Here is a 22,423-nt window from a genome sequence, read left to right on the forward strand (position 1 = left end):
CCCCTCCTCATCCGTCGATGGTGAAGTGCCAGGTGTCCTCGATGCCGAGGGCGGCGAGCCGGCTGCGGGCCTTGTCGGTCCGCGCTTCGGCGTCCGGCCGGTGCGGGTCGAAGAGCAGTCCGGCGACATCGCCGCTGTGGGCGACCTGGAGGCCCGCCGCGCCCACCTCCTCGGCGACACACAGGAGTTCGTCCAGGCCCGGAACGGGCAGGTGCCGCTGGTTGAGCCGGGCACTGGCGGTGGCGACCCGTCCCAGCAGAGCCACGTCACCGGTGCGCACCGCACGGCGGGCCATGCCGAGCAGCGGGCGGAACGCCTCGATCTCCCACACGGTGTAGCGGGCGGGCGGCAGCTCCAGGGTGTCGACCCCCGCGCCGTCCCGGCTGGTGCCGAAGCCGAGCACGGCCAGCGGCATCAGCCCGCCGCCCAGATCCTCCAGGCTCTCGCCCTGCCGGTGGGCGAAGAGCACCGCCCGGTGCGGGTACATCAGCGCGTCGGAGGCGGTCTCGGCGGCCACCGCGAGGGCGGCGCTCTGCGCGGGACCGGGGTCCCGGCCGGCGGCCCGGAACACGGCGCCGATCGCGGCCAGGACATCGGCTGTGGACGAACCGAAGCCACGGCCGAGCGGGATGTCGCTGGTCACCCGAAGCAGCCCGCCGGTATAGGGGCCGCCCAGGGTGCGCAGGGCCAGCTCGGCGGCGCGGCCGGCCTTGGTGCGCCACCGCTCCCGCACCGTGACCTCGTCGGTCGTCGTGGACGGTTCGAAGACGGCCTGCGAGCTGTACAGCGGGCAGGGCAGGGTGATCAGTCCGCGGCGCAGCCGCCCGCCGGTCTCGAACACGCCCTGGAGGATCTCTCCGTGGTGGGCGATGCTGCGGTAGGTGCCCCGGACGTGGACCGCCGTCCCGGCGAGGGCTGTGGACGTGTTGAGTGGCATGGCTTCCTCAGGGGTGATGCGGCGCGGAGCCGGTGGGGCCGTCACGGGGTGGTGAGCAGGCGCGGGGCGGGGTGCCCGGCCGGGTCGAAGGGAAGCGCGGACAGCGTGATGAACCGGGCCGGGATCTGGTAATCGGGCAGCCGCTCGGCGAGGAACTCCACGAGTTCCTCCGTGTCCGGCGCCCCGGCTCCGGCGGACGGCACGAGGTAGGCGTGCAGTTCGCCGCCGGCGGGCAGCACGGCCGCCTCGGCGATCTTGCCGTGGGCGGTCAGCCGGGCGCGGGTCTCGTACGGCGCGACCCGGAAGCCGGCCACGGTCGGCCAGGCACCGGCCGTCCCGAGCACCTCGTACGCCCCGCCCGCAGTGCGCCGGGCCCGGAATCCGGTGGGCCGGGGCGGTCCCGACTCGGCGGGCGCGAGGCGCAGCTCGCCGGGGATGCCGGGTGGCAGCACCTGGCCGTGCCCGTCCACGACGGCGGCGACGACGCCGGGAGCCGGCGCACCGACCGCCACCAGCACCTCGGCATCCTCCTCGGCCGGGGCCCGGTACGCGCGGCACAGGGCCAGGGGCAGACCGGGCGTGCCGAACCCGACGGCCGTCCGTACCGCTCCGGCCGCCTCCCGCAGCGCCACCGGGTCCGCGTCCGGCCCGAGGACGAGCAGGGCCTCGGTGCCGTGGGCGAGCGCGGGACGGTGGTGGGCCAGCAGGGCGTTGGCCATGCCGTCGGGCAGCAGCAGCGCGGACAGCGGCTCGTCGAGCCCGGCGAGCAGGGCGGCCAGCGCGGCGGTCGTGTCCGTGGGCCGGTCCGGCAGTACGAGGGTGCCGCCGCGCGCCAGGGTGGTCCACAGCTCGACCGGGAACAGTGGTCCGGACGGCGAGGCGGCCTGCAGCACACGGTCCGCCCGCATCCCGAGCGAGTCGAGCGCGCCGAGTGCGCAGGAGAGGGCCGCGCAGGTCACCTCACCGCCGTCGGTCAGGGCCACGACGTCGCCGCGGCCGCCGCGGTCCGCCCGGACCGCGCCCCGCTCGCCCAGTGCGGAGCCGGTCAGCACGATCTCGTCCGGCCCCGCCTCATCCGCGGATCCCAGCACCCGGCACGGCACCCCGGCCCGCGCTGCCGCGAGCACCGCCGCCACCAGGTCGGCGCCCCGGGCCAGGCGCAGCGCCACCGGCCGCTCGGGGCCGGCGCCCTTGGCGGCCAGGACCGACGTCAACCGGTAGGCACGGGCGCCGAGTTCGCCGTAGCCGACGGATCCGGTGGGCGTCCGGACCGCCACGGCGTCCGGGCGCGCGGCGATGTGACGTTCCACCAGGTCCAGGACGGTGGGGCCCAGCATTCCGGCCGTGACGGGCTCGACGGGCTCCGCGCCCGTCAGCGGCAGCCGTGACACCGGGACGTCGGGGTCGCGCAGGGCCGCGCGCAGCAGGTCGCGGTAGGCCTTGGTCATCCGCCGCATCGTGGCCGCGTCGAACAGGTCGGTGGCGTACTCCCACAGGATGGTGATCGACTCGTCCTCGGCGCTCGGCGCGAGGCCCACCCGCTGCTCGGCGCGCGGGATGACCACCACGTTGAGGTCGGCCTTGGCGGAGCCGTTGTGCTCCACGACCACCTCGCCGCGCAGCCCGCCGAAGTCCAGGTCGGGCACGGCGGAGTCGTGGAAGCTGAACATCGCGGAGAACAGCGGGTTGCGGGACAGGTCGCGGACCGGCGCGAGCTCCTTGACCAGCCGCTGGAGCGGCACGTCCTGCCAGGCGTAGGCGGTCACGGCGGTCCGGTGCACCCGGTCGAGCAGCTGCCGGAAGGTCGGGTCGCCGTCGAGGCGGGCGCGCAGCGGGACGGTGTTCACCATCATCCCGATCAGCCGCTCGGCCTCCGCCAGCCGCCGGTTGGCGGTGCCCACACCGACCACGAAGTCGTCCTGGCCGGTGTACCGGGACAGCAGGGCGGTGAACCCGGTCAGCATGACGGAGTACAGGGTGACACCGTGCTCCCGGGCCCGGGAGCGCAGGGCGGCGTACTCCTCGGGGGTGAGGACGAGCCGTACGACGTCGCCGCGGAAGGTGAACTCCGGCGGGCGGGGCCGGTCGGTGGGCAGCTCCAGCGCGGCGGGCGCGCCGGCCAGGGCGTCGGTCCAGTGGTCGAGGCAGCGCCGCAGCACGGGCCCGTCGAGCCAGTCGCGCTGCCAGGCGGCGAGATCGGCGAACTGGAACCGCGGCTCGTCCGGCAGTTCACGGGCGTCGGCGAACGCCTCGTACAGAGTGGTCAGTTCGTCGACGAACACGGCGAACGACCAGCCGTCGTGCACCAGATGGTGCTCCAGGTGCAGCAGCCGGTGCGCGTCGGGAGCCGTGCGCGCCACCACCCAGCGCACCAGCGGCGGCCTGTCCAGGGAGAACGGCCGGGCCTTCTCCCGCTCGGTCAATTCCCGCCAGGCCGCCTCGCGTTCGCTTTCCGGCAGACCTGACAGGTCGACCAGCGGCACGTCGAACTCGATGTCGTCCATGGCCACGGGAACCTGCGCGGGCACACCGTCGATCTCGCGGAAGGCGGTGCGGAAGATCTCGTGGCGGCGCAGCAGTTCGCCCAGGGCCGCGCGCAGGGCGGCCAGGTCCAGCTCTCCGGTCAGGTGCAGGGCGGCCTGGACGCGGTAGGCGGGGTTCTGCGGTGAGAGCTGTTCCAGGTACCAGATGCGTTCCTGGGGGTACGACAGGGGCAGCGGCCGGGTGCGGTCGGCCGGCCGCAGCGGGGGCGGTGCGGGGGCCGAGTCGTCGGCCGGTACGGCGGTGCCGTCCACGAGCGCCCCGATCGCCTCGGCCGTCGGGCTGCGGTAGATCTCCGGCAGCGGCACCTCGGCGCCGAGCTCGTCGCGGATCCGGGCGGCGAGCCGGCCCACCAGCAAGGAGTGACCGCCCAGCCGGAAGAAGTCGTCCCGGGCTCCGACGGCGGCGCCGCCGAGCAGATCGGACATGAAGCCGACCAGCGCCCGCTCGGTGGGCGTCCCGGCCTCGGCACGGTCGGCGTCCAGGCCCGCGCTGGCCCGGTCGGGCCGGGGCAGCGCCTCGCGGTCCACCTTGCCGCTCGGGGTGAGGGGCAGCGCCGGCAGGACGACGACGGCGGACGGCACCATGTGCGCGGGCAGCGTCCGCGCACACCAGTCGCGCAGCTCCGGTACGGCGGTGCCGGCGGGGGCGGCGGCATAGCCGACGAGGATCCCGTCGCGCAGGACGACCACCGCGTCCGTCACCGCCGGATGGGCGCGCAGAACCTCGGCGATCTCGCCGGGCTCGATACGGAAGCCGCGGACCTTGATCTGATGGTCGGCGCGGCCGGCGTAGGCGTAGCGGCCGTTGGGCAGCCGGCGGGCGAGGTCGCCGGTGCGGTAGGCGCGCCCGCCGCCCTCGGCGGGGACGAACCGCTCGGCGGTCAGGCCGGGACGGCCGTGGTAGCCGCGGGTCACCCCGGCCCCGGCGACGACGAGCTCCCCGACCTCGCCGTCCGGCACCGGCAGCCCGTCGGCGTCCAGCAGGGCCAGGCGCACCCCGGGGATCGGCAGCCCGATGTCGGGCGTGCCGGTGCCGAGGACGTCACCGGAGGTGGCGCAGATGGAGGTCTCGGTCGGCCCGTAGGCGTTGATCATCCGCCGGCCGCGGCCCCAGCGGGCGGCCACCTCGGCGGGCAGCGCCTCTCCCGCGCACACCAGGGTGCGCAGCGCGGGCAGTTCGGCGTCGGGCAGGGCGGCGGCCACGGAGGGCGGCAGCACGGCGACGCTGACCTCGCGGCCGGCCAGCAGCCGCACCAGGCCGGGTCCGGGTACGACACTGTCCGGGCCGGCGAGGACGAGGGCGGCGCCCGCCGTCAGCGCGATGCCGGTCTCGCACACGGAGGCGTCGAAGCTGGACGGCGCGAACTGCAGGACCCGGTCGGCCGCGGTGACCCCCCACTCGTCGCGCATGCCGGCCACCGTGGCGGCGACGGTGCCGTGTTCGACGAGCACGCCCTTGGGGCGGCCGGTGGAGCCGGAGGTGTAGATGACGTAGGCGAGATCGGTGCGGCCCCGGTGCGGGAGTTCCCCGCAGGGAATGGCCTCCGCCGGTGCCTCGGGGTCGAGCAGGCGGGTTCCGGACGGCAGCCGCCCGGCCGACGCGCCGTCGGCGATCACCAGCCCGGCGCCGGAGTCGCGCAGCATGTACTCCAGCCGGTCCTGGGGATAGGCGGGGTCGAGCGGCACCCAGGCGCCGCCGGCCCGCATCACCGCGAGCAGGGCGACCGCGAGCGCCGGACCACGGCGGACACAGACGCCGACCAGGTCGTCCCGGCCGATCCCGGCACCCAGCAGCCGGTGCGCCAACTCGGCCGAGCGACGTTCCAGTTCGGCGTAGGTGACGGTGCCGTCGGCGTGGACGAGGGCCGGTGCGTCGGGGGTGCGGGCCGCATGGGCCAGGAACGCTTCGTGCAGCAGGGGCAGGGGTGCCTTCATCGCGTGATACCTCGCTCGGGGTGCGCGGTGCTGGGGGCGGTGGCCGGCCCGGCGAGCAGGCGGTGGGCCTCCTCCTCGGGCATGGCCTCGATCTCGGCGAGGATCAGCTCGTGCATCCGCTCCGCCGTGGCGGCGACGGTCGGGCACTCGAAGATCACGCTGAGCGGGAGGTGGGTGTCGAACGCGCGGCGCATCCGGTTGACGGCACGGGTGGCGAGCAGCGAGTGACCGCCGAGCGCGAAGAAGTCGTCCAGGACACCCACCCGGGGCACGCCGAGGGCCTCGGCCCAGATGCCGGCGATGACCCGTTCGGTCTCGTCGCGGGGCTCGACGTGGTCCGTGTCGTCCCAGTCGGCCGGGTCCGGTTCGGGCAGCGCGGCCGGGCTGAGCTTGCCGCTGGCCGAGCGGGGCAGGGCGGGCAGGACGGTGACGGTCGACGGTACGGCGTATCCGGGCAGCCGGGCCAGCAGGTGCTCGCGCAGCTGCCGTACCGTGACCGCGACGCCCCCGAAGGCGACGTACGCGGCCAGCCGCAGGTCGCCGGAGGGGGCGCGGCGGGCCACCACCGCCGCGTCGGCGACCGCCGGATGCTCCCGCAACGCGGCCTCCACCTCGCCGAGTTCGACCCGCACCCCGCGCACCTTGACCTGGCGGTCCAGCCGCTCCAGATACGCGAAGGTGCCGTCGGCGCGCATCCGCCCGCGGTCGCCGGTGCGGTAGAGGCGTTCGCCGGCCCGGTAGGGGTGCGGGATGAAGGCGGCGGCGGTCTTGGCGGGGTCACCGAGGTAGCCGCGGGCCAGGCCGGTACCGGCGATGCACAGTTCGCCGGGGACACCGGGCGGCAGCGGCTGCAGCCGGTGGTCGAGGACGAGGACCTCGTTGTTGTCCATGGGCCGGCCGAGGCTGACCGCGCCGGTGCCCTCGGCGTCCTCCGGACCGCAGACGCGGTAGGTGGAGTCGATGGACACCTCCGTGGCGCCCCAGGTGTTGTCCAGGCTCACCGCCTCGCCGAACGCCTCGCGGAAGCGGCGCACCAGGGCCGGACGCAGCGCCTCGCCGCTGGACAGCACACTGCGCAGGTGCCCGCGCAGGGCGGTGACGTCCTCGGCGGTCAGCTCCTCCAGGAAGAGGTCGAGGACGCTGGGCACGAACTGCACGTGCACCGCGCGGTGGCGGACAGCGGCGTCGGCGATGGCGCGCGGGTCGCGGTGCAGGCCGGGCGGCAGCAGGGCGACGGTGCCGCCGGTCATCAGTGGCCACAGGATCTCCACCGCCGCGTCGTCGAACGGCAGGGTCGTCTTGTGCAGCACGGTCTCACCGGCCTTGAGGCCGTGCCGGCGCTGCATCCATTGCATGCGGTTCACCCAGCCGCGATGGGTGCAGGTCACGCCCTTGGGACGGCCGGTGGAGCCGGAGGTGTAGTACACCGCGCACAGCTGGTCGGGGTGCGCCGGCGCCGGAAGCGGCTCGGCCGTGGCGTCCTGATCCACCGTCAGAGGGATGACGCCGGTCTCGGCGACGGTGTCTACCAGATGGGTCTCGACCAGGCACACCGGCGCCCGGGAGTCGGCGAGCAGGGTGGCGACGCGGGCGGCGGGGGTGCCGGTCTCGATCGGCAGGTAGGCGCCGCCCGCCTTGAGGATGCCCAGCAGGCCGACGACCATCCGGACCGACCGGTCGACCAGCAGGCCCACCGGCACGTCCGGGCCGACACCGTGCCCGGCCAGCTGCCGGGCCACCGCGTTCGCGGCCGCTTCCAGCCGGGCGTACGTGACGGTCGCACCGGCCTCGTCGACCAGGGCCACAGCGTGCGGGGTGCGGGCGGCCTGCGCGGCGACGAGCTCGTGCAGGCAGGCGTCCGGGACCTCGGTGGCCGGGCGGAGCGACAGGGCCCGCAGCGCGCTCTGTTCGTCCTCGGTGAGCAGCGGAATGTCGTCGATCCGACGGTCGGGGTCCTCGGCGACGTGCCGCAGCAGCCGCTCCAGCCAGTCGGCCAGCCGGTCGACCGTGCTCTCGTCGTACAGATCGGTGTCCCAGTTGATCCCGCACCACAGCCCGTCCGGCACCTGCTCGAAGCTGACGCACAGGTCGTACTTGGCGCCCTCGTACGGCATCGGCAGCTCGGTCACCTCAAGACCGGGCAGCTCGGGAGCGCGGCGGCGGCCGCTGCGGAAGTTGACCAGGATCTGGAAGAGGGGCGTGCGCGACGGGTCGCGTTCGGGGGCGAGCTCGCCGACCAGCCGGTCGAAGGGGACCTCCGCGTGGTCGTAGGCGTCCAGCGCCACATCCCGGATCTGCTCAAGGAGTTGACGGAATGTCAGCCTGGGGGCGAGGTCGCCGCGCAGAGGCAGCATGTTGATCAGGACGCCGATCAGCCGCTCGGTGGCGGGGTCGTCGCGGCGGGCGTAGGTGGTGCCGGTGGTGACGTCGGTCCGGCCGGTGTAGCGGTACAGGACGGCCTGGCAGGCCGCGGTGAGCAGCATCGGCGGGGTCGCGCCGTGGGACCGGCCGAGCGCGCCGAGCCGGCCGGCCACGGCGGGCGGCAGCACGAAGGCGGTACGTCCGGCGCCGCGCCCGGCGCGCACGGGCGGGCGGGGCCGGTCGCCCGGGATCTCGAACGGGGTGAAGTCGTCGAAGACCTTCCGCCAGTGCTCCAGGCCCGCCGGTACGGCCTCGGCGTCGGCGCGGGCGTCCAGCGCGGCGGCCACCGTACGGTACTGCTCGACGGGCGCTTCGAGCGGGGACGGCTTTCCTGCCACCAACGCCGCGTAGTCCACGGCGAGTTCGTCGTAGAGCACGGCCAGGGACCAGTCGTCGGCCGCGACATGATGAACCGTCAGGGCAAGGGTGTGGTCCTCGGGTGCGCTGCGTACCAGCAGGGCGCGCAGGGGCAGTTCGGTGGCGAGGTCGATCGGCGCGGTCGCCTCCTGCGCCAGCAGGGCGTCGAGGACGGCGGTGCCGGCCGCGTCGGCCTCGCGCAGCACGAAGTCCTCCGGCGGCCGGACCAGCCCGGCGGGCGTCTCACCACGGGCGACGACGCAGGTGCGCAGCACCTCGTGGCGGGCCACCAGCCCGGTCAGCGCCCGGCGCAGCGCGGCCACGTCGAGCGGGCCGGTCAGCCGCAGCCTGAGCGGGATCAGATAGTCCGAGGGGTGGCTGCTGATCTGGTCCACGAACCAGGTCCGTTCCTGGTCGCGGCTCAGCGGAACCTGGACCCCAGTGGGGTCGGGGGAGGTGGACATGCTCGGTCAGATCCTCTCGAACGGAACGGCCGGGGGCGCGGGGACGGCAAGGACGGTGTGCGTGCCGCTGCCCCACACGGGGTCGGGCAGCCGGTGCCGGTCCGGTTTGCCGTTGGCGTCCAGGGGCAGCGCCTCAACCGCCATGTACTCGGCGGGCAGCATGTGCCGGGGCAGCCGGCCGGCGAGCAGCCGGTGCGCCTCGGCCGCCGGGACACGCGCGCCGGGCCGGGGGACGACGTAGGCGACGATCCGCTTGTCGCCGGGGGGCGCGGGGCGGGCGACGACCAGGCAGGCGCGCACACCGGGCACGTCGAGCAGGGCCGTCTCGATCTCACCGGGTTCGACGCGGAAGCCGCGCACCTTCACCTGCCGGTCGGCCCGGCCGAGGAACTCGACCACCCCGTCGGGGCGCATCCGGGCCAGGTCCCCGCTCCGGTAGGCCCGCCCGTCCTCGGTGCCGGGCTCGGTGACGAAGCGCTCGGCGGTCAGTTCGGGCCGGTCGTGGTAGCCGCGGGCCACCGTCTCCCCGGCGATCCACAGCTCGCCCGTCTCCCCGGGCGGCAGGACCTCGCCCTGCTCGCCGACGACGTGGAAGCGGACGCTGGGGATGGGGGTGCCCAGCGGCAGCGGGCTCTCCACGCTCTCCGGGTCGGACACGAAGTGCCGGGAGCAGATCACGGTGGTCTCGGTCGGCCCGTAGACGTGCGCCACGGTCAGCCCCGGGTTGGCGGCCAGGGCGCGGCGCACCCGCTGCGGGGAGACGATGTCGCCGCCGGTGACGACGGTGCGCAGCCCGGCCAGGGCGGCCGGGTCCTCGTCCACGAGCTGGTGGAACAGGCCGACCGACAGCCACAGGTCGGTCACCCGGTGGGCGGTGAGCACCTGCGTCAGTTCCTCCGAGCCGAACATGTCCTCGGGCGGGAACACCAGCCGGGCGCCGCGCAGCAGCACGCCCCACGTCTCCAGCACGGACGCGTCGAACGAGAAGGAACTGGTCCGCAGCATCGCCCGGCCCGGCCCGAGTCCGACGAAGTCCTGCCCGAGAGCGAAGGCCAGCACATTGCGGTGTTCGACCAGCACCGCCTTGGGCAGCCCGGTCGAGCCCGAGGTGTAGATGGCGTACGCCAGGCTGTCCGGCGCGGCCGGCACACTCGTCAGTACGTCTTCGGGATCATCGGGGAGGAGGTCCGGTGTGAGCACCTCGCAGCCGGCGAGCCCGTCCGTCAGTTCCTCCAGCTCCTCCAGTTCCTCGGCCGAGCCGGCGATCAGCAGCCGGATGCCGCTGTCGCGGCGCATGTGCGCGAGCCGGTCCGCCGGATACGACAGGTCCAGCGGCACATAGGCGGCCCCGGCCCTGATCACCGCGAGCATCGTCACCACGAACCGCGGCGAGGGGCGGGCGGCGACGCCGACCAGTTCCCCGGGCCGTACCCCGTGCCGGCGCAACCGGCGGGCCAACCGCCCCGCCCGCGCGTCCAGTTCCCGGTACGTGAGCACGGTGTCCGCGCTCTCCACCGCCACCGCGTCCGGAGTGCGCTCCGCCCAGCGGCGGAACGCCTCGTCCAAGGTCACCATCGCGCGTCCTCCAGTCCGACGCCCAGTTCGTGCAGCAGTTCTCGCAGGAAGTCCTCTCCGGCATCGGAGTTGGACGTGACCACCAGGCCGAGGCCGCGGTCCGGGTCCGCCCAGGTGAGCGAGCGGAAACCGGGCACACCGCCGGTGTGGCCGAACCAGCGCCGCTCGCCGTACGGTTTGCCGATCGTGCCGAGGCCGCCCGGGGTGCCCGGCACCGGCCGCAGCATCTCGGCCGCCGACTCGGCGGTGAGGAAGGCCGCAGGCCCGCCGGCCACCGCCCGCTGGATCTCGATCGCGACCCGGGCCACATCCGCGGGCGTGGACCACAGGCCGCCCGCGGCGGACTCCGGGTACAGATGCCAGCCCTCGGGGTAGGCGGTGCCGTCGAGGCGGTGGTTGACGGCCACCGGGCCGTCGTAGCGGTACGGCGCGTCCGGCGCGAAGTCGCTGTCCGACATGCCGAGCGGCTCCAGCACCAGGGAGCGCAGCAGCGGCCCGAACGGCTGCCCGGTGACGTCCTCCAGCACCTGCTGTACGACGGCGTAGTTGCTGCTGGAGTACTGGTACCCGGAGCCCGGCGGGCGTTCCGGACGTACAGCGGGCGTCACCGCAGGCGGGCGGCCGTCGAGCACCTCGCGCAGCGCCGGCATCCGCTCGTCGCCGCGGTAGCCGTGGTAGGCCTGCTCACCCAGACCGGAGGTGTGGCTGAGCAGGTGGCGCAGGGTCACGCCGCCCTCGCCGGGCAACCGCCAGGTGGTGAGCAGCCGGTTGACGTCCGTGTCGAGGTCCAGGCGGCCCTCCTGGACCAGGCGCAGGACGGCCAGCGCGGTGACGTGCTTGCTGATGGAGCCGACCTGGAACAGGGTCCGCGCGTCCACCGGGGTGGGGTTCTCGGTCCCGAGGGTGCCGAAGCCCCAGGCGCCGCGCAGCTCGCCGTCGGCGATGACCGCGATGCCCACGCCGGGCACCCGGTGCCGCAGCATCGGCAGCAGCGGGGCCGGTGTCCCGGCGAACAGCCGCTCCACGAACGGCTCGGCGGGCCGCCGTACCGCGCCCGGCGTGGCGCTGTGCTCCACCAGGGCGGTCAGCCGGCGCAGATACCGCTCGGCCAGGTCCTCGACGGTGGCGGCGTCGAAGTGGTCGGCGGCGTAGCGCCACACCAGGTGCAGCTGCCCTTCGAGGACCGCCGAGTCGATCTCGACGAGGTGCGAGCGCCGCTGCTCGGGGTCGACCGGTTCGCCCAAGGCCTGCGGCAGCGGCCGGAACGCGCCCGCCACGGTGCCGGTGCCGTCGCGGCGGCCATGGTAGTTGAAGCAGACCTGCGGCCGCGGCCGGCCGGCGAGGGTGTCCCGGGTGCCGGGGCGCAGGTGCCGGGCGAGTCCGTCACCGACGCTTCCGGCCGGCGCGGCCCGCAGGTGTTCGCGGACGGCCGCGACACAGGCGGCCGTGTCGTCCGGGTCGGGCAGGGTGACCACGACGGGCCGTACGCCGGTGAACCAGCCCACCGTGCGGGAGAGGTCGACCTCGTCGAACAGGGCCTCGCGGCCGTGCCGTTCGACGTCGAACGCGGCGGTGTCGCCCCCGGTCCACTCGGTGAGGGTGCGGGCGAGCGCGGCCAGCATCAGATGGTCCGGTTCCGCTCCATGGGCGGCGGGCGCCCGGCGCAGCAGCGCCTCGGTGACGGCGGCCGGGAGGACGACCCGCACGGTCCGGGAGCGGCCCTCGGTGTTCTCGCCGTCGGCCCGGTCCAGCGGCAGCGGCGCTGCGGCGGGCCGGGGCAGCGCCCAGTACTCCGCCTCCGGGCGGAACTCCGTGCTCGCCGCGTGCTCCGCGAGCCGCCGCGCCCAGTACTGCACGGAGGTGGTCTTGGCGGGCAGCGCGCCGCCGGCGACCAGGGTGTTGAGGTCCTCCACCAGGATGTTCCAGGAGACGGTGTCGACGGCGACATGGTGCACGACCAGCAGCAGGCGCCGGGCCGGCCGCAGCAGCACGGCCCGCAGCAGCGGCCCGTGGGCCAGGTCGAGCCCGGCGTGCGCCGCCTCTACCGCGGCCGCCTCCTCCGCCGCGTCGACGACGGTGAGCAGGTCGGCGTCCTCCGCCTCGGCCAGGTACTGCCGCCACCCGTCCGCCTCCCGCGTCCAGCGCAGCCGGAGGGCGTCGTGGTGGCCGGCCAGCGCCGACAGCGCCGCCCGCAGCGGGCCGGCCGCCACCGTCGCGTCGACGGCGAGCAGCAGCGACTGGTTGAAGCGGTCGCGGGGCCCCAGCTCGGCGTACTGCGCCTGGATCGGCCCCAGCGGCACCTCGCCGGTGACCCGGCCCTGCTCGGCGTGGACCACCACCGCGCGGCCCCGGGCGGCCGCCGCGTCGATCGCCGCGGCCAGACCGGCGATCGTGGGATGCTCGAACACCATGCGCGGGGTGACGGGCAGGCCCGCCTCCCGTGCCCGGGCGACGGTGTGGATCAGCAGGATCGAATCACCGCCCATGACCCGGAAGTCGTCGTGCACGCCCACCCGCCGCACCCGCAGCACCCGCGCCCAGATACCGGCCAGCGTCTCCTCGGTCGCGGTGCGCGGGGCGACGTACGACTGTGCCGCCGCCCCCGCGTCCGGCTCGGGGTCCGGCAGGGCCGCGCGGTCCACCTTGCCGTTGGCGTTCAGCGGTACGGCGTCCAGGGCGACGAAGGCGTTCGGCACCATGGCGTCGGGCAACTCGGCCCGCAGCGCGGCCCGCAGCTGCTCGGGGGCGGTGCCGCCCGTGGTGTAGCCGACGAGGATCTTTACGCCGTCCAGTGCCCGGACGTCGACCACGGCGTCCTTCACACCCGGGGCGCGGCGCAACGCGTCCTCGATCTCACCGAGTTCGACGCGGACACCGCCGATCTTCACCTGGTGGTCGGTGCGCCCGCCGAACTCCAGCGTGCCGTCCGCCCGCCACCGGCCCAGATCCCCGGTCCGGTACAGCCGGGCGCCGGGCGGCCCGAACGGGTCGGGCACGAACCGCTCGGCGGTCAGTCCGGGCCGGCCGTGGTAGCCGCGGGCCAGGCCGAGACCACCGATGAACAGCTCCCCGCTGATCCCGACGGGCACCGGAGACATGTCCGCGTCGAGGACGTACACGGTGTTGTTGTCGAACGGGCGGCCCAGACTGACGGCCCCGTCCTCGGCGGCGACATCCGCCTGCGTACACACATGGAAGGTGGAGTCGATCGACACCTCGGTGGCGCCCCAGGTGTTGTCCAGGCTCACCCGGTCCCCGAACAGCTCCCGGAACCTGCGGACCAGGACGGGCCGCAGCGCCTCACCGCTGGTCAGGACCGAACGCAGCCGGGTCATGGCCGCCGCCCGCTCCGGGGTGAGCACATCCAGGAACACCTCCAGGACGCTGGGCACGAACTGCACGTGCACCACCCCGTGGCGGATCACCGCGTCGGCGATCTCATGGGCGTCGCGGTGCGCACCCGGCGCCAGCAGCACCACCTGGCCACCGGTGATCAGCGGCCACAGGATCTCCACTGCGGCGTCGTCGAAGGTGAGCGTCGTCTTGTGCAGCACCGCGTCACCGGGCTGCAGCCCGTGCCGCCGCTGCATCCACCACATCCGGTTGACCCAGCCCTCGTGCGTGGAGGCCACGCCCTTGGGGCGGCCGGTGGAGCCGGAGGTGTAGTACAGCGAACACAGATCGGCGGGCAGTGCCACCGGCGCCGGGTCGTGGTCCGGCTCGTCCTGCCACACGGCCGGGTCGTCCAGCGCGAGGACCGGTACGGCCGTCTCCGCGCCGTCCGGCAGCGACTCCACCAGCCGACGCTGGGTGAGCACCGCCTGGGCGCGGGCGTCGGCGAGGATGTACGCCTGCCGCCGGGCCGGGTGTTCGGGGTCGACGGGTACGAAGGCGGCGCTCGCCTTGAGGATGGCGACGACGCCGATCACGTGCTCCAGGGAGCGCTCGGTGCACAGGGCCACCAGCGACCCGGCGCCGACGCCCATGCGGCGCAGCCGGTGCGCGACCCGGTTGGCCCGGCTGTTCAGCTCGGCGTAGGTCAGGCCCTCCGCGCCGCAGCGGACGGCGAGGGCGTCCGGGGTGCGCGCGGCCTGCTCCTCGATGAGGGAGTGCAGGGTGCGCTCGGCGGGGAAGCCGGCCCCGGTGGCATTCCAGTCACGGACGACCAGGCCGTACTCCTCCTCGGACAGCATGGGCAGCCCGGCCGCCCGGTCGTGGTCCTCGGTGAGCGCGGTCAGCAGCCGTACCGTCTGGGCGAGCAGCCGGCGGGCGGTCGGCTCGTCGTAGCGGGAGCGGTCGCAGCCGAGCTCCAGGACGAGCCGGTCGGTGCGCACGGCCTCCAGGACCAGCGGGTAGCCGGTGTCGCGGACCTCGCTCTCCGGGACCGGCCGTACGCCCTTGGGGAGGCTGCCGGTACCGACGTCGGTGAAGACGACGAGCGAGTCGAACAGCCGCTTCCCGCCCGGCACTTCGGCCGCGCGCTGCACCTCGCCCAGGGACACGTGCTCGCGTCCGGCCAGGCCGGCCAGCCGCTGGTGCACCGAGCGCAGCAGGGCGGCGGGCGGGGTGTCCGGGTCGACGTCGAGACGCAGCGGCAGCGTGTTCATCAGCAGCCCCACCATCGACTCGATGCCGGGGACGTCCCCGAACCGGCCGGAGAGGGTCGTGCCGAACAGCACGTCCCGCTCGCCGCTGGTGCTGGCGAGCAGCAGCGCCCACGCGGTATGCACGAGTGTGCCGACGGTGACGCGGTGCCGGCGGGCGGTGCGGTCCAGGGCGGTGAGGAGGCCCGCGGGCAGCGCCTGTCGTTCGGTGTGCACGGCGGCGGGCCGGCCGGTGGGCCGGCTGCCGGGCAGCGGGGTGGGCCGGGTGAAGCCGGCCAGCTCGGTCCGCCACCGCTCCAGGGCACGCGCGGTACCGCCGTCCGCGCCCTGCCGCTGAAGCCAGCGCAGATAGTCCCGGTACGGGGGCGGCGGGGGCGCGTCCGGGAGCCGCCCGATGTCCGCGCGGTGCCGATAGGCGGTGAAGGCCTCCGCGAACAGGGCGTGCAGGCTCCACCCGTCGAACACGATGTGGTGCGTGGTCCACACGAACCGGTGCCGGTCCTCGGCCAGCCGCACCAGCAGGAACCGCGCGGGCGGCGCCTCGGCCAGGTCGAACACGGTACGCCGCTCGTCCTCGGTCAGCTCAGCGAGCCGCGCCGCGCGCTCCTCGCCGGGCAGCCCGGTCAGGTCGACGCGGGTGAACTCCGGTGCCGCGCGGCGCCGTACGACCTGCACCGGGTGCGGTACGTCCGCCCAGCGGAACGTGGAGCGCAGGATCGCGTACCGGTCGACGAGATACCGCCACGCCTCCTCGAAGGCGTCCTGGTCGAAGGCGCCGTCGAGGTCCACCGCGAAAGTGCGCACATAGTCGGCGGTCTCCGCCAGGGTGTGCAGGAGCAGGCCGGTCTGGAGCGGGGAGAGCGGCAGCACGTCCTCGGTGTCCGCGCGCCCGACGGTGCCGAGGAGCACGTCCAGCTCGGCCGGGGTGAGGCCGGCGAGGGCGAACGGCTCGGTGCCGGATTCCGGGGCGGTGACCTCGGTGGGCGTGGCGGCCAGTGCCTCGACGGTGGGGTGGGCGAAGAGCCGCCTGGTGGTCAGGGCGAGGCCCCGCTCCCGGGCGCGGGCGGTGATCAGGACCGCCTTGACGGAATTGCCGCCGAGTGCGAAGAAGTCGTCGCTCACGCCGACCTCGGCGACCCCGAGCACCTCCTGCCAGATCTCTGCGAGGGCCCGCTCGGCAGGGGTGCGGGGTGCGATGTGCCGGTCCGTCTCGGGGGCGGCGGCGCCGGGGTCCGGCAGCGCCCCGCGGTCGATCTTCCCGGCCGGGCTGAGCGGCATGCGCTCCAGCACGACGAACCGGGCCGGAACCATGGCGCGGGGCAGTTCGCCGCGCAGGAAGTCACGCAGGTCCGCCGGGTCCGGGCCGGCACCGCAGACGTACCCGGTGAGGAACGGCTCGCCGCTGCCGTCCCGGTGGACCGCCACGGCGGCCATGGCCACGTGCGGGTGCCGGGTCAGCGCCTCCTCGATCTCGCCGAGTTCGATGCGATGGCCGCGGATCTTGACCTGGTGGTCGTTCCGGCCGAGGAAGCGGATCCGGCCGTCCGCCCGGCGGGCGGCGAGGTCGCCGGTGCGGTACAGCCGGGCGCCGGGCGGCCCGAACGGGTCGGGCACGAACCGCTCGGCCGTCAGCCCCGGCCGGTCGTGGTAGCCCCGGGCCACCCCGGCGCCGCCCAGGTACAGCTCGCCCGGCGCGCCGATGGGCAGCGGGCGCATGCCGTCGTCCAGGACGTGCGCGGTGTAGTTGGGCAGGGGCCGGCCGATGGTGATCTCGCCGTCGTGGCCGGTGAGTTCGTCGAAGGTGGCCCACACGGTCGCCTCGGTCGGACCGTACACGTTGACCAGCCGGGGGAGCGGCGCGGTGAGTTCGGCGGCCAGCGGTTCGGGCAGCGCCTCGCCGCCGGTCAGGGCGCAGCGCACGCCGTCGTCCTCGCCGAACCCGGCGGCCAGCAGCAGCCGCCAGCCGGACGGGGTGGCCTGCACATGCGACACCCCGTGCGCCCGGATCAGCGCCCGCTGGGCACCGCCGTCCCAGCGGTCCTCCTCCGGTACGACGACGACCCGGCCGCCGGTGGTCAGCGGCACGAACAGCTCGACCGTGGAGATGTCGAAGGACAGCGCGGTCAGCCCGAGCCACACGTCGTCCGGCGCGGCGCGCAGGACGTCGGCCATGGCCGCGACGAGCCGCGCCAGCGAGCCGTGCGCGACCTCGACACCCTTGGGCCGGCCGGTGGAGCCGGAGGTGTACAGGACGTAGGCGAGATCGGCGGGCAGCGGGGTGACCGGATCGCCGTCGGGTGCTTCCCCGGCCGACTCCTCGATGCGCAGGACCGTGCGGCAGGCGGCGGCGAGCGCGGTGGGCGGTGCGGGGGAGGCGAGCAGGACGGTGGCACCGGAGTCGGACAGGACGTAGGCGGCCCGTTCGTCCGGGTACTCGGGGTCCAGCGGCACATAGGCGGCCCCGGCCCGCCATACGGCGAGCACGGCGACGAGCAGATCGGCGGACCGGTCGGCCCGCAGCGCGACCCGGTCCCCGGGCCGCACCCCTTCTTGCCGCAGCCGGTGGGCCAACGCCCTTGCATGCGCGTCCAGTTCGGCGTAAGACAGCCGCTGCCCGCGGGAGACGACGGCGACCGCGTCCGGGGTACGGGCGGCCTGAGCGGTGATCATCGCGGGCACGGTGGTGGCGTGCGGGAACTCCCGCTCGGTGGCGTTCCACCGCCGGACGATCAGATCGTGGGCGTCCTCGGGCAGCGCGGCCAGCTCGCGCAGCCGGGCCGCGGGCCGGTCGGCGAACGTGGTGAGCAGATGCCCGAGCGAGGCCAGCAGCCGTTCGGCGTCCGCGGTGTCGACGTGGTCGTCCTCGTGGACGAGTTCCAGTACGGCGCCGCTCGCGGCGAACCGGGCGCTGAGCATCAGCGGCAAGCCGCTGCTCTGCCGAACGGGCCCCATGCGGACGGCGAGCCCGCCGAGGTCGGCGCGGTCGGCGAGCGCGAGGTTCTGGAAGACCAGGACGCTGTCGAACAGCCGCTGATCACGCGGGACGTGTGACCAGGAGTGGATGTCGGAGAGGGCGCAGTGCTCGACGTCCCGGAGCGCGGCGAGCTGCCCGGCGAGCCGGCCCAGCCAGTCGCCGAGCGTCTCGTCCTCGTCCCAGCGGACGCGCACGGGCAGGGTGTTGATCAGCAGGCCGACGGTCCGCTCGATCCCCGGCAGGTCGGCGGACCGGCCGGAGACCGTCAGTCCGAACACCACGTCGTCGCGGCGGCTCCAGCGGCCGAGCAGCAGCGCCCACGCGCCCTGCACCAGGGTGCCGAGAGTGCAGCGCCGCTCCCGGGCGAGCCGGTTCAGCCGCTCCACCACGGCACTGTCCAGGGTGAGTTCGACGCTGCGGGCCTCGCCGCCTGCGGTGCCCTCCGCGGGGCGGCGCACGACCGGGACCGGGGTGGGTTCGCTCACCCCCGCCAGCTGGTCGCGCCAGTAGCGCTCGGCCGCGCCCGGATCCTGGCGCTCCAGCCACTCCACGTAGGTGCGGTGCGGGACCGGTTCGGGCAGGTCCCGCGGCGGGCGGCCGTCGCGGCGCAGGGCGGTGGCGGTGGCGAAGACCTCGTTCAGCAGCGGGCCGACGCTCCAGCCGTCGGCGAGGATGTGGTGGCTGTGCCAGACGAGGTGGTGGGCGGCGGGGCCGGTGCGGATCAGCTGGAAGCGGTGCGGCGGGGTGCGGAACAGGTCGAAGCCGCGCCGGCGTTCCGCGGCCAGCAGCGCATCGAGGCGGCCGGGCAGCTCGCTCGCGGGAGTGCCGGTCCAGTCCAGGACCTGGAAGTCGACGGGCGCCGTGCGGTGGACGACCTGGAGCGGACGCGGGACGCCCTCCCAGCGGAAGGAGCAGCGCAGCGCGTCGTGCCGGTCGACGACGTGTTGCCACGCGGACCGCAGGACGTCGGGGTCGAGGTCGCCGTCGATGTCGACGCGGTACTGGTTGAAGTAGGCGCTGCCGTCGGGGTCGTGGACGCTCTGGAACAGCATCCCGGCCTGGAGCGGGGTGAGCGGGTAGATGTCCTGGATCCCGCCGGGCGGTGCGTCCGCGAGGATCCGGTCCAGTGCCTCCTGGTCCAGGCCGGCGAGCGGGAAGTCCCGTGGGGTGGGCCGTACGGCGCCCGGTGCGGGCTCCAACGGCTCGGCGACGGCAGCGAGTTCGGCCAGGGTCTGGTGGTCGAAGACCTGCCGGGTGGTGAGCGCGTAGCCGGCCTCGCGGGCCTTCGACGCCAGGAACACCGCGCTGACCGAGTCACCGCCGAGCACGAAGAAGTTGTCCTGCGGGCCGGTCACCGGGACGCCGAGCAGCTCGGTCCATACGGCGGCCAGGGCGCGCTGGGCTCCGTCGGCGAGCGGCGCGGACGCGGCCGGGGCGGCGGCGCCGGGATCGGGGGCGGGCAGCCGGGCACGGTCCGCCTTGCCGTTCGCCGACAGCGGCATGCTCTCCAGCCGGACGAAGACGGCGGGCACCATGGCGGCGGGCAGTACGGCGGTCAGATGCCGGCGCAGCTCGCCCTCGGCCGCCGTACCGACGACGTAGCCGACCAGCCGGGTGCCGGACGGGGTCTCCTGCGGCGCGACCACGGCCTGTGCGACACCGGGGTGCTCGGCCAACCGGGCCTCGATCTCGCCGAGTTCGATGCGATGGCCGCGGATCTTGACCTGGTGGTCGTTCCGGCCGAGGAAGCGGATCCGGCCGTCCGCCCGGCGGGCGGCGAGGTCGCCGGTGCGGTACAGCCGGGCGCCGGGCGGCCCGAACGGGTCGGGCACGAACCGCTCGGCCGTCAGCGCGGGCCGGCGCAGATAGCCGCGGCCGACTCCGGCGCCGCCGATGTACAGCTCTCCGGGCACCCCGACCGGGACCGGGCGCAGGCCGGTGTCGAGGATGTGGGCGGTGTAGTTGTCGAGGGGCCGCCCGATGGTGATCTCGTCGTCGTCGCCGGTGAGTTCGTCGATGGTGGCGAACACCGTCGTCTCGGTCGGCCCGTATCCGTTCAGCAGCCGGCGGGCCTTGCCGCGGATCTCCCGGGCCAGCGCCGGCGGCAGCGGCTCGCCGGCCGTCAGCGCCACCGCGAGCTGCGGCAGCGCGGCCCCGGCGGCCAGCAGCACACGCCAGCCGGACGGGGTGGCCTGCGCATGGGTCACCCCGTGCGCGCGGACCAGCCCGGCCGCGGCCGCTCCGTCCCGCCCGGTGCCGTCCGGGGCGAGCACCAGCCGTCCGCCGGTGATCAGCGGGAGATACAGCTCGACCGCGGCGATGTCGAAGGACAGCGCGGTCAGCCCGAGCCACACGTCCCCGGGCCCGGCACCGAGCCGGTCGCGCTGGTCGAGCAGCAGGTTGAGCAGTCCGCCGTGCTCGACCTCGACGCCCTTGGGGCGGCCGGTGGAGCCGGAGGTGTACAGGACGTAGGCGAGGTCGGCGGGGCAGGGCCGCGGTGTGCCGAGCGGCCGGCCGGCGCCCGTCGGCTCGCCGTCGGCCCGCACGTCCACCGTGGGCAGGCCGGAGGCGAGGTCGGGGTGACCCGGTTCGGTGAGGACGAGGGCGGCTCCAGCGTCGTGGAGCATGGCGGTCAGCCGCTCGCGCGGATGGTCCGTGGGCAGCGGCAGATAGGCGCAGCCGGCCGACAGCACGCCGAGGAGGGCGGGCAGCAGATGCGCGCCGCGGCTCAGATGCAGGCCCACCAGATCGCCGGGGCGGGCGCCGGCCTGCCGCAGCCGGCCGGCGACGCGGTCGGCGGCGGCCTTCAGCTCGCGGTAGCTGAGCGCGGTCGTGCCGCTGATGACGGCGGTCGCGTCGGGGTGGGCGGCGACGGTGTCGGCGAACAGGTCCACCAGCGTGCGACCGTGCGGCCGTGCGACCTCCGTACGGTTCCAGTCCTGGGCGGCGCGTTCCTGCCCGGCGGTGAGCAGCCGTACGGCCCGCACGGGGGTGCCCGGGGCGGCCACGGCCTGGGCGACCACCTCCACCAGGCAGTCGAGCATGCGCTCCACGGTGCCGGGCTCGAACAGGGTGCTCTCGCCGATGAGGTCGAGCTGCACGGTCTCGCCCAGATTGACCGCGGCCAGGGTCAGATCGACCTTGGCGGAGCCACCGCGCAGCCGCTCGCGCTCCACGGTGACGCCCGGCAGCTCCCAGACGTGCTCGCGGGCCTCGATGCACTGGAACATCACCTGGGCCAGCGGGTTGCGCGAGCCGTCCCGGGGCAGGCCGGAGTCCGTCACGAGCTGCTCGAAGGTGACGTCCTGGTGCTCCAGGGCGCCCAGGACGGCGGTGTTGGCCCGCTTCAGGAGGGTCGCGAAGTCCGGCGTCCCGCTGTGGTCGAGGGGGATGGGCAGGGTGTTGGCGAGCATCCCGATCAGCGGTTCGGTGTCGGCCGAGACCCGTCCCGAGACCGGGGTGGCCACGGCGAACCGTTCCTGGCCGCCGCTCCACCGGTGCAGGAAGGCGCCGTACAGGGAGAGCAGCGCGGTGAAGAGGGTGACGTGGTGGCCGGCGGCGTACGCGCGCAGGGCCGAGCTGGTCTCGGGCGGCAGCTGTCTGCGGGCGCTGTGCCCCCGGTAGGAGGGGACGGGCGGCCGCACCCGGTCGGCGGGCAGCTCCAGGACCGGCGGAGTGTCCGCCAATGCCGTACGCCAGTAAGCGAGTTGACGGTCGAGCAGCTCGCCGGAGAGCCGCTCGGACTGCCAGGCCGAGTAGTCGGCGTACGTCACCGGCAGGGCGGGCAGCTCGGTCGTGCCGCCCTCCCGGCAGGCGGCGTACAGCGCGCCGAACTCGCGGGCGAGCACACCGCAGGACCACTCGTCGGCGACGCAGTGGTGCAGGTTCAGCACCAGCAGGTGGGTGGTGTCGTCCAGGACGGCGAGCAGGGCCCGGAACACCGGCCCCCGGGCCAGGTCGAAGGGCTGGGCGAGTTCTTCCTCGGCGAGCCGGACGGCCGCGTTGCGGCGGGCGGCGGGCGGCAGATGCCCGAGGTCGACGATCCGCAGCGGTGCCGGTGCGGGCGGCTGCGGAGTCTGGGCCGGCGGCCGGGTGTCCTGGAAGGTCGTGCGCAGCGCCTCGTGCCGCTCGACCAGACGGTCCAGGGCGTGGCGTACGGCCGTCCGGTCCAGCGGGCCGGTCAGCCGCAGCACGCGGTGGACGCTGAAGACCGAGTTGTCGGAGAGCAGCCGGTCGGCGACCCAGAGGTTGTGCTGGACGGGCGCGAGCGGGGCCGGCGTGCCCGCCGTACGGCGGGGGATGCCGGACCAGCCCGGCCCGCCCGCGGGCGCGGGAACGGCCCGGCCGCGCAACCGGCGGGCGAGCAGTTCCCGTTTGGCGTCGGTCAGTTCGCTGGAGGTCGTCATGCCTGCGTGGTCTCCCGTATCCGGCGCAGGCTCAGTGGCCGCATGTCCGTCCACACTCGCTCGATGTGCGCGAGGCACTCCTCCTTCGTGCCCGAGGTGCCCTCCTCGTACCAGCCGCCCGGGAGATCCCGGTCGGCCGGCCAGATGGAGTACTGCTCCTCGTCGTTCAGGACCACTCGGTAGATCTGCGCTGCCATGTCGCCGCCT

At 74.9% G+C, this 22,423-nt stretch carries 6 protein-coding genes; all 6 read right to left on the minus strand.

Annotation, left to right across the window (positions count from 1 at the left end; genetic code table 11):
• Positions 1-7: 7 nt before the first annotated feature.
• Genes LE548_RS36685 through LE548_RS36710 form a run of 6 tightly spaced genes read right to left on the minus strand, consistent with a single transcriptional unit; the run spans position 8 to position 22,413 of the window.
• Positions 8-937 carry a GHMP kinase gene (locus tag LE548_RS36685; protein WP_225101365.1) on the minus strand — a complete coding sequence of 310 codons (930 nt, stop codon included), beginning with the start codon at positions 935-937 and terminating at the stop codon, positions 8-10.
• Between the two features lie 41 nt (positions 938-978).
• On the minus strand, positions 979-5,415 hold the full coding sequence (locus LE548_RS36690) for a non-ribosomal peptide synthetase (RefSeq protein WP_225101366.1): 4,437 nt from the start codon (positions 5,413-5,415) through the stop codon (positions 979-981).
• Complete coding sequence (locus LE548_RS36695) at positions 5,412-8,657, minus strand: non-ribosomal peptide synthetase (RefSeq protein WP_225101367.1); 3,246 nt, start codon at positions 8,655-8,657, stop codon at positions 5,412-5,414. The genes LE548_RS36690 and LE548_RS36695 overlap by 4 nt, the downstream gene beginning before the upstream one ends.
• Before the next feature lie 6 nt (positions 8,658-8,663).
• Positions 8,664-10,232: an amino acid adenylation domain-containing protein gene (locus tag LE548_RS36700; protein ID WP_225101368.1), complete on the minus strand. Its 1,569-nt coding sequence runs from the start codon at positions 10,230-10,232 to the stop codon at positions 8,664-8,666.
• Positions 10,226-22,216, minus strand: a complete 11,991-nt coding sequence (locus LE548_RS36705; protein WP_225101369.1) for a non-ribosomal peptide synthetase — start codon at positions 22,214-22,216, stop codon at positions 10,226-10,228. The genes LE548_RS36700 and LE548_RS36705 overlap by 7 nt, the downstream gene beginning before the upstream one ends.
• The gene (locus tag LE548_RS36710) at positions 22,213-22,413 is read right to left on the minus strand and encodes an MbtH family NRPS accessory protein (RefSeq protein ID WP_225101370.1); all 201 of its coding nucleotides are present in this window, start codon (positions 22,411-22,413) and stop codon (positions 22,213-22,215) included. The genes LE548_RS36705 and LE548_RS36710 overlap by 4 nt, the downstream gene beginning before the upstream one ends.
• Between the last annotated feature and the right edge of the window lie 10 nt (positions 22,414-22,423).

Origin of the sequence: Streptomyces sp. CoH27 (genome assembly GCF_020181035.1) — a bacterium.
Lineage (GTDB): Bacteria > Actinomycetota > Actinomycetes > Streptomycetales > Streptomycetaceae > Streptomyces > Streptomyces camelliae.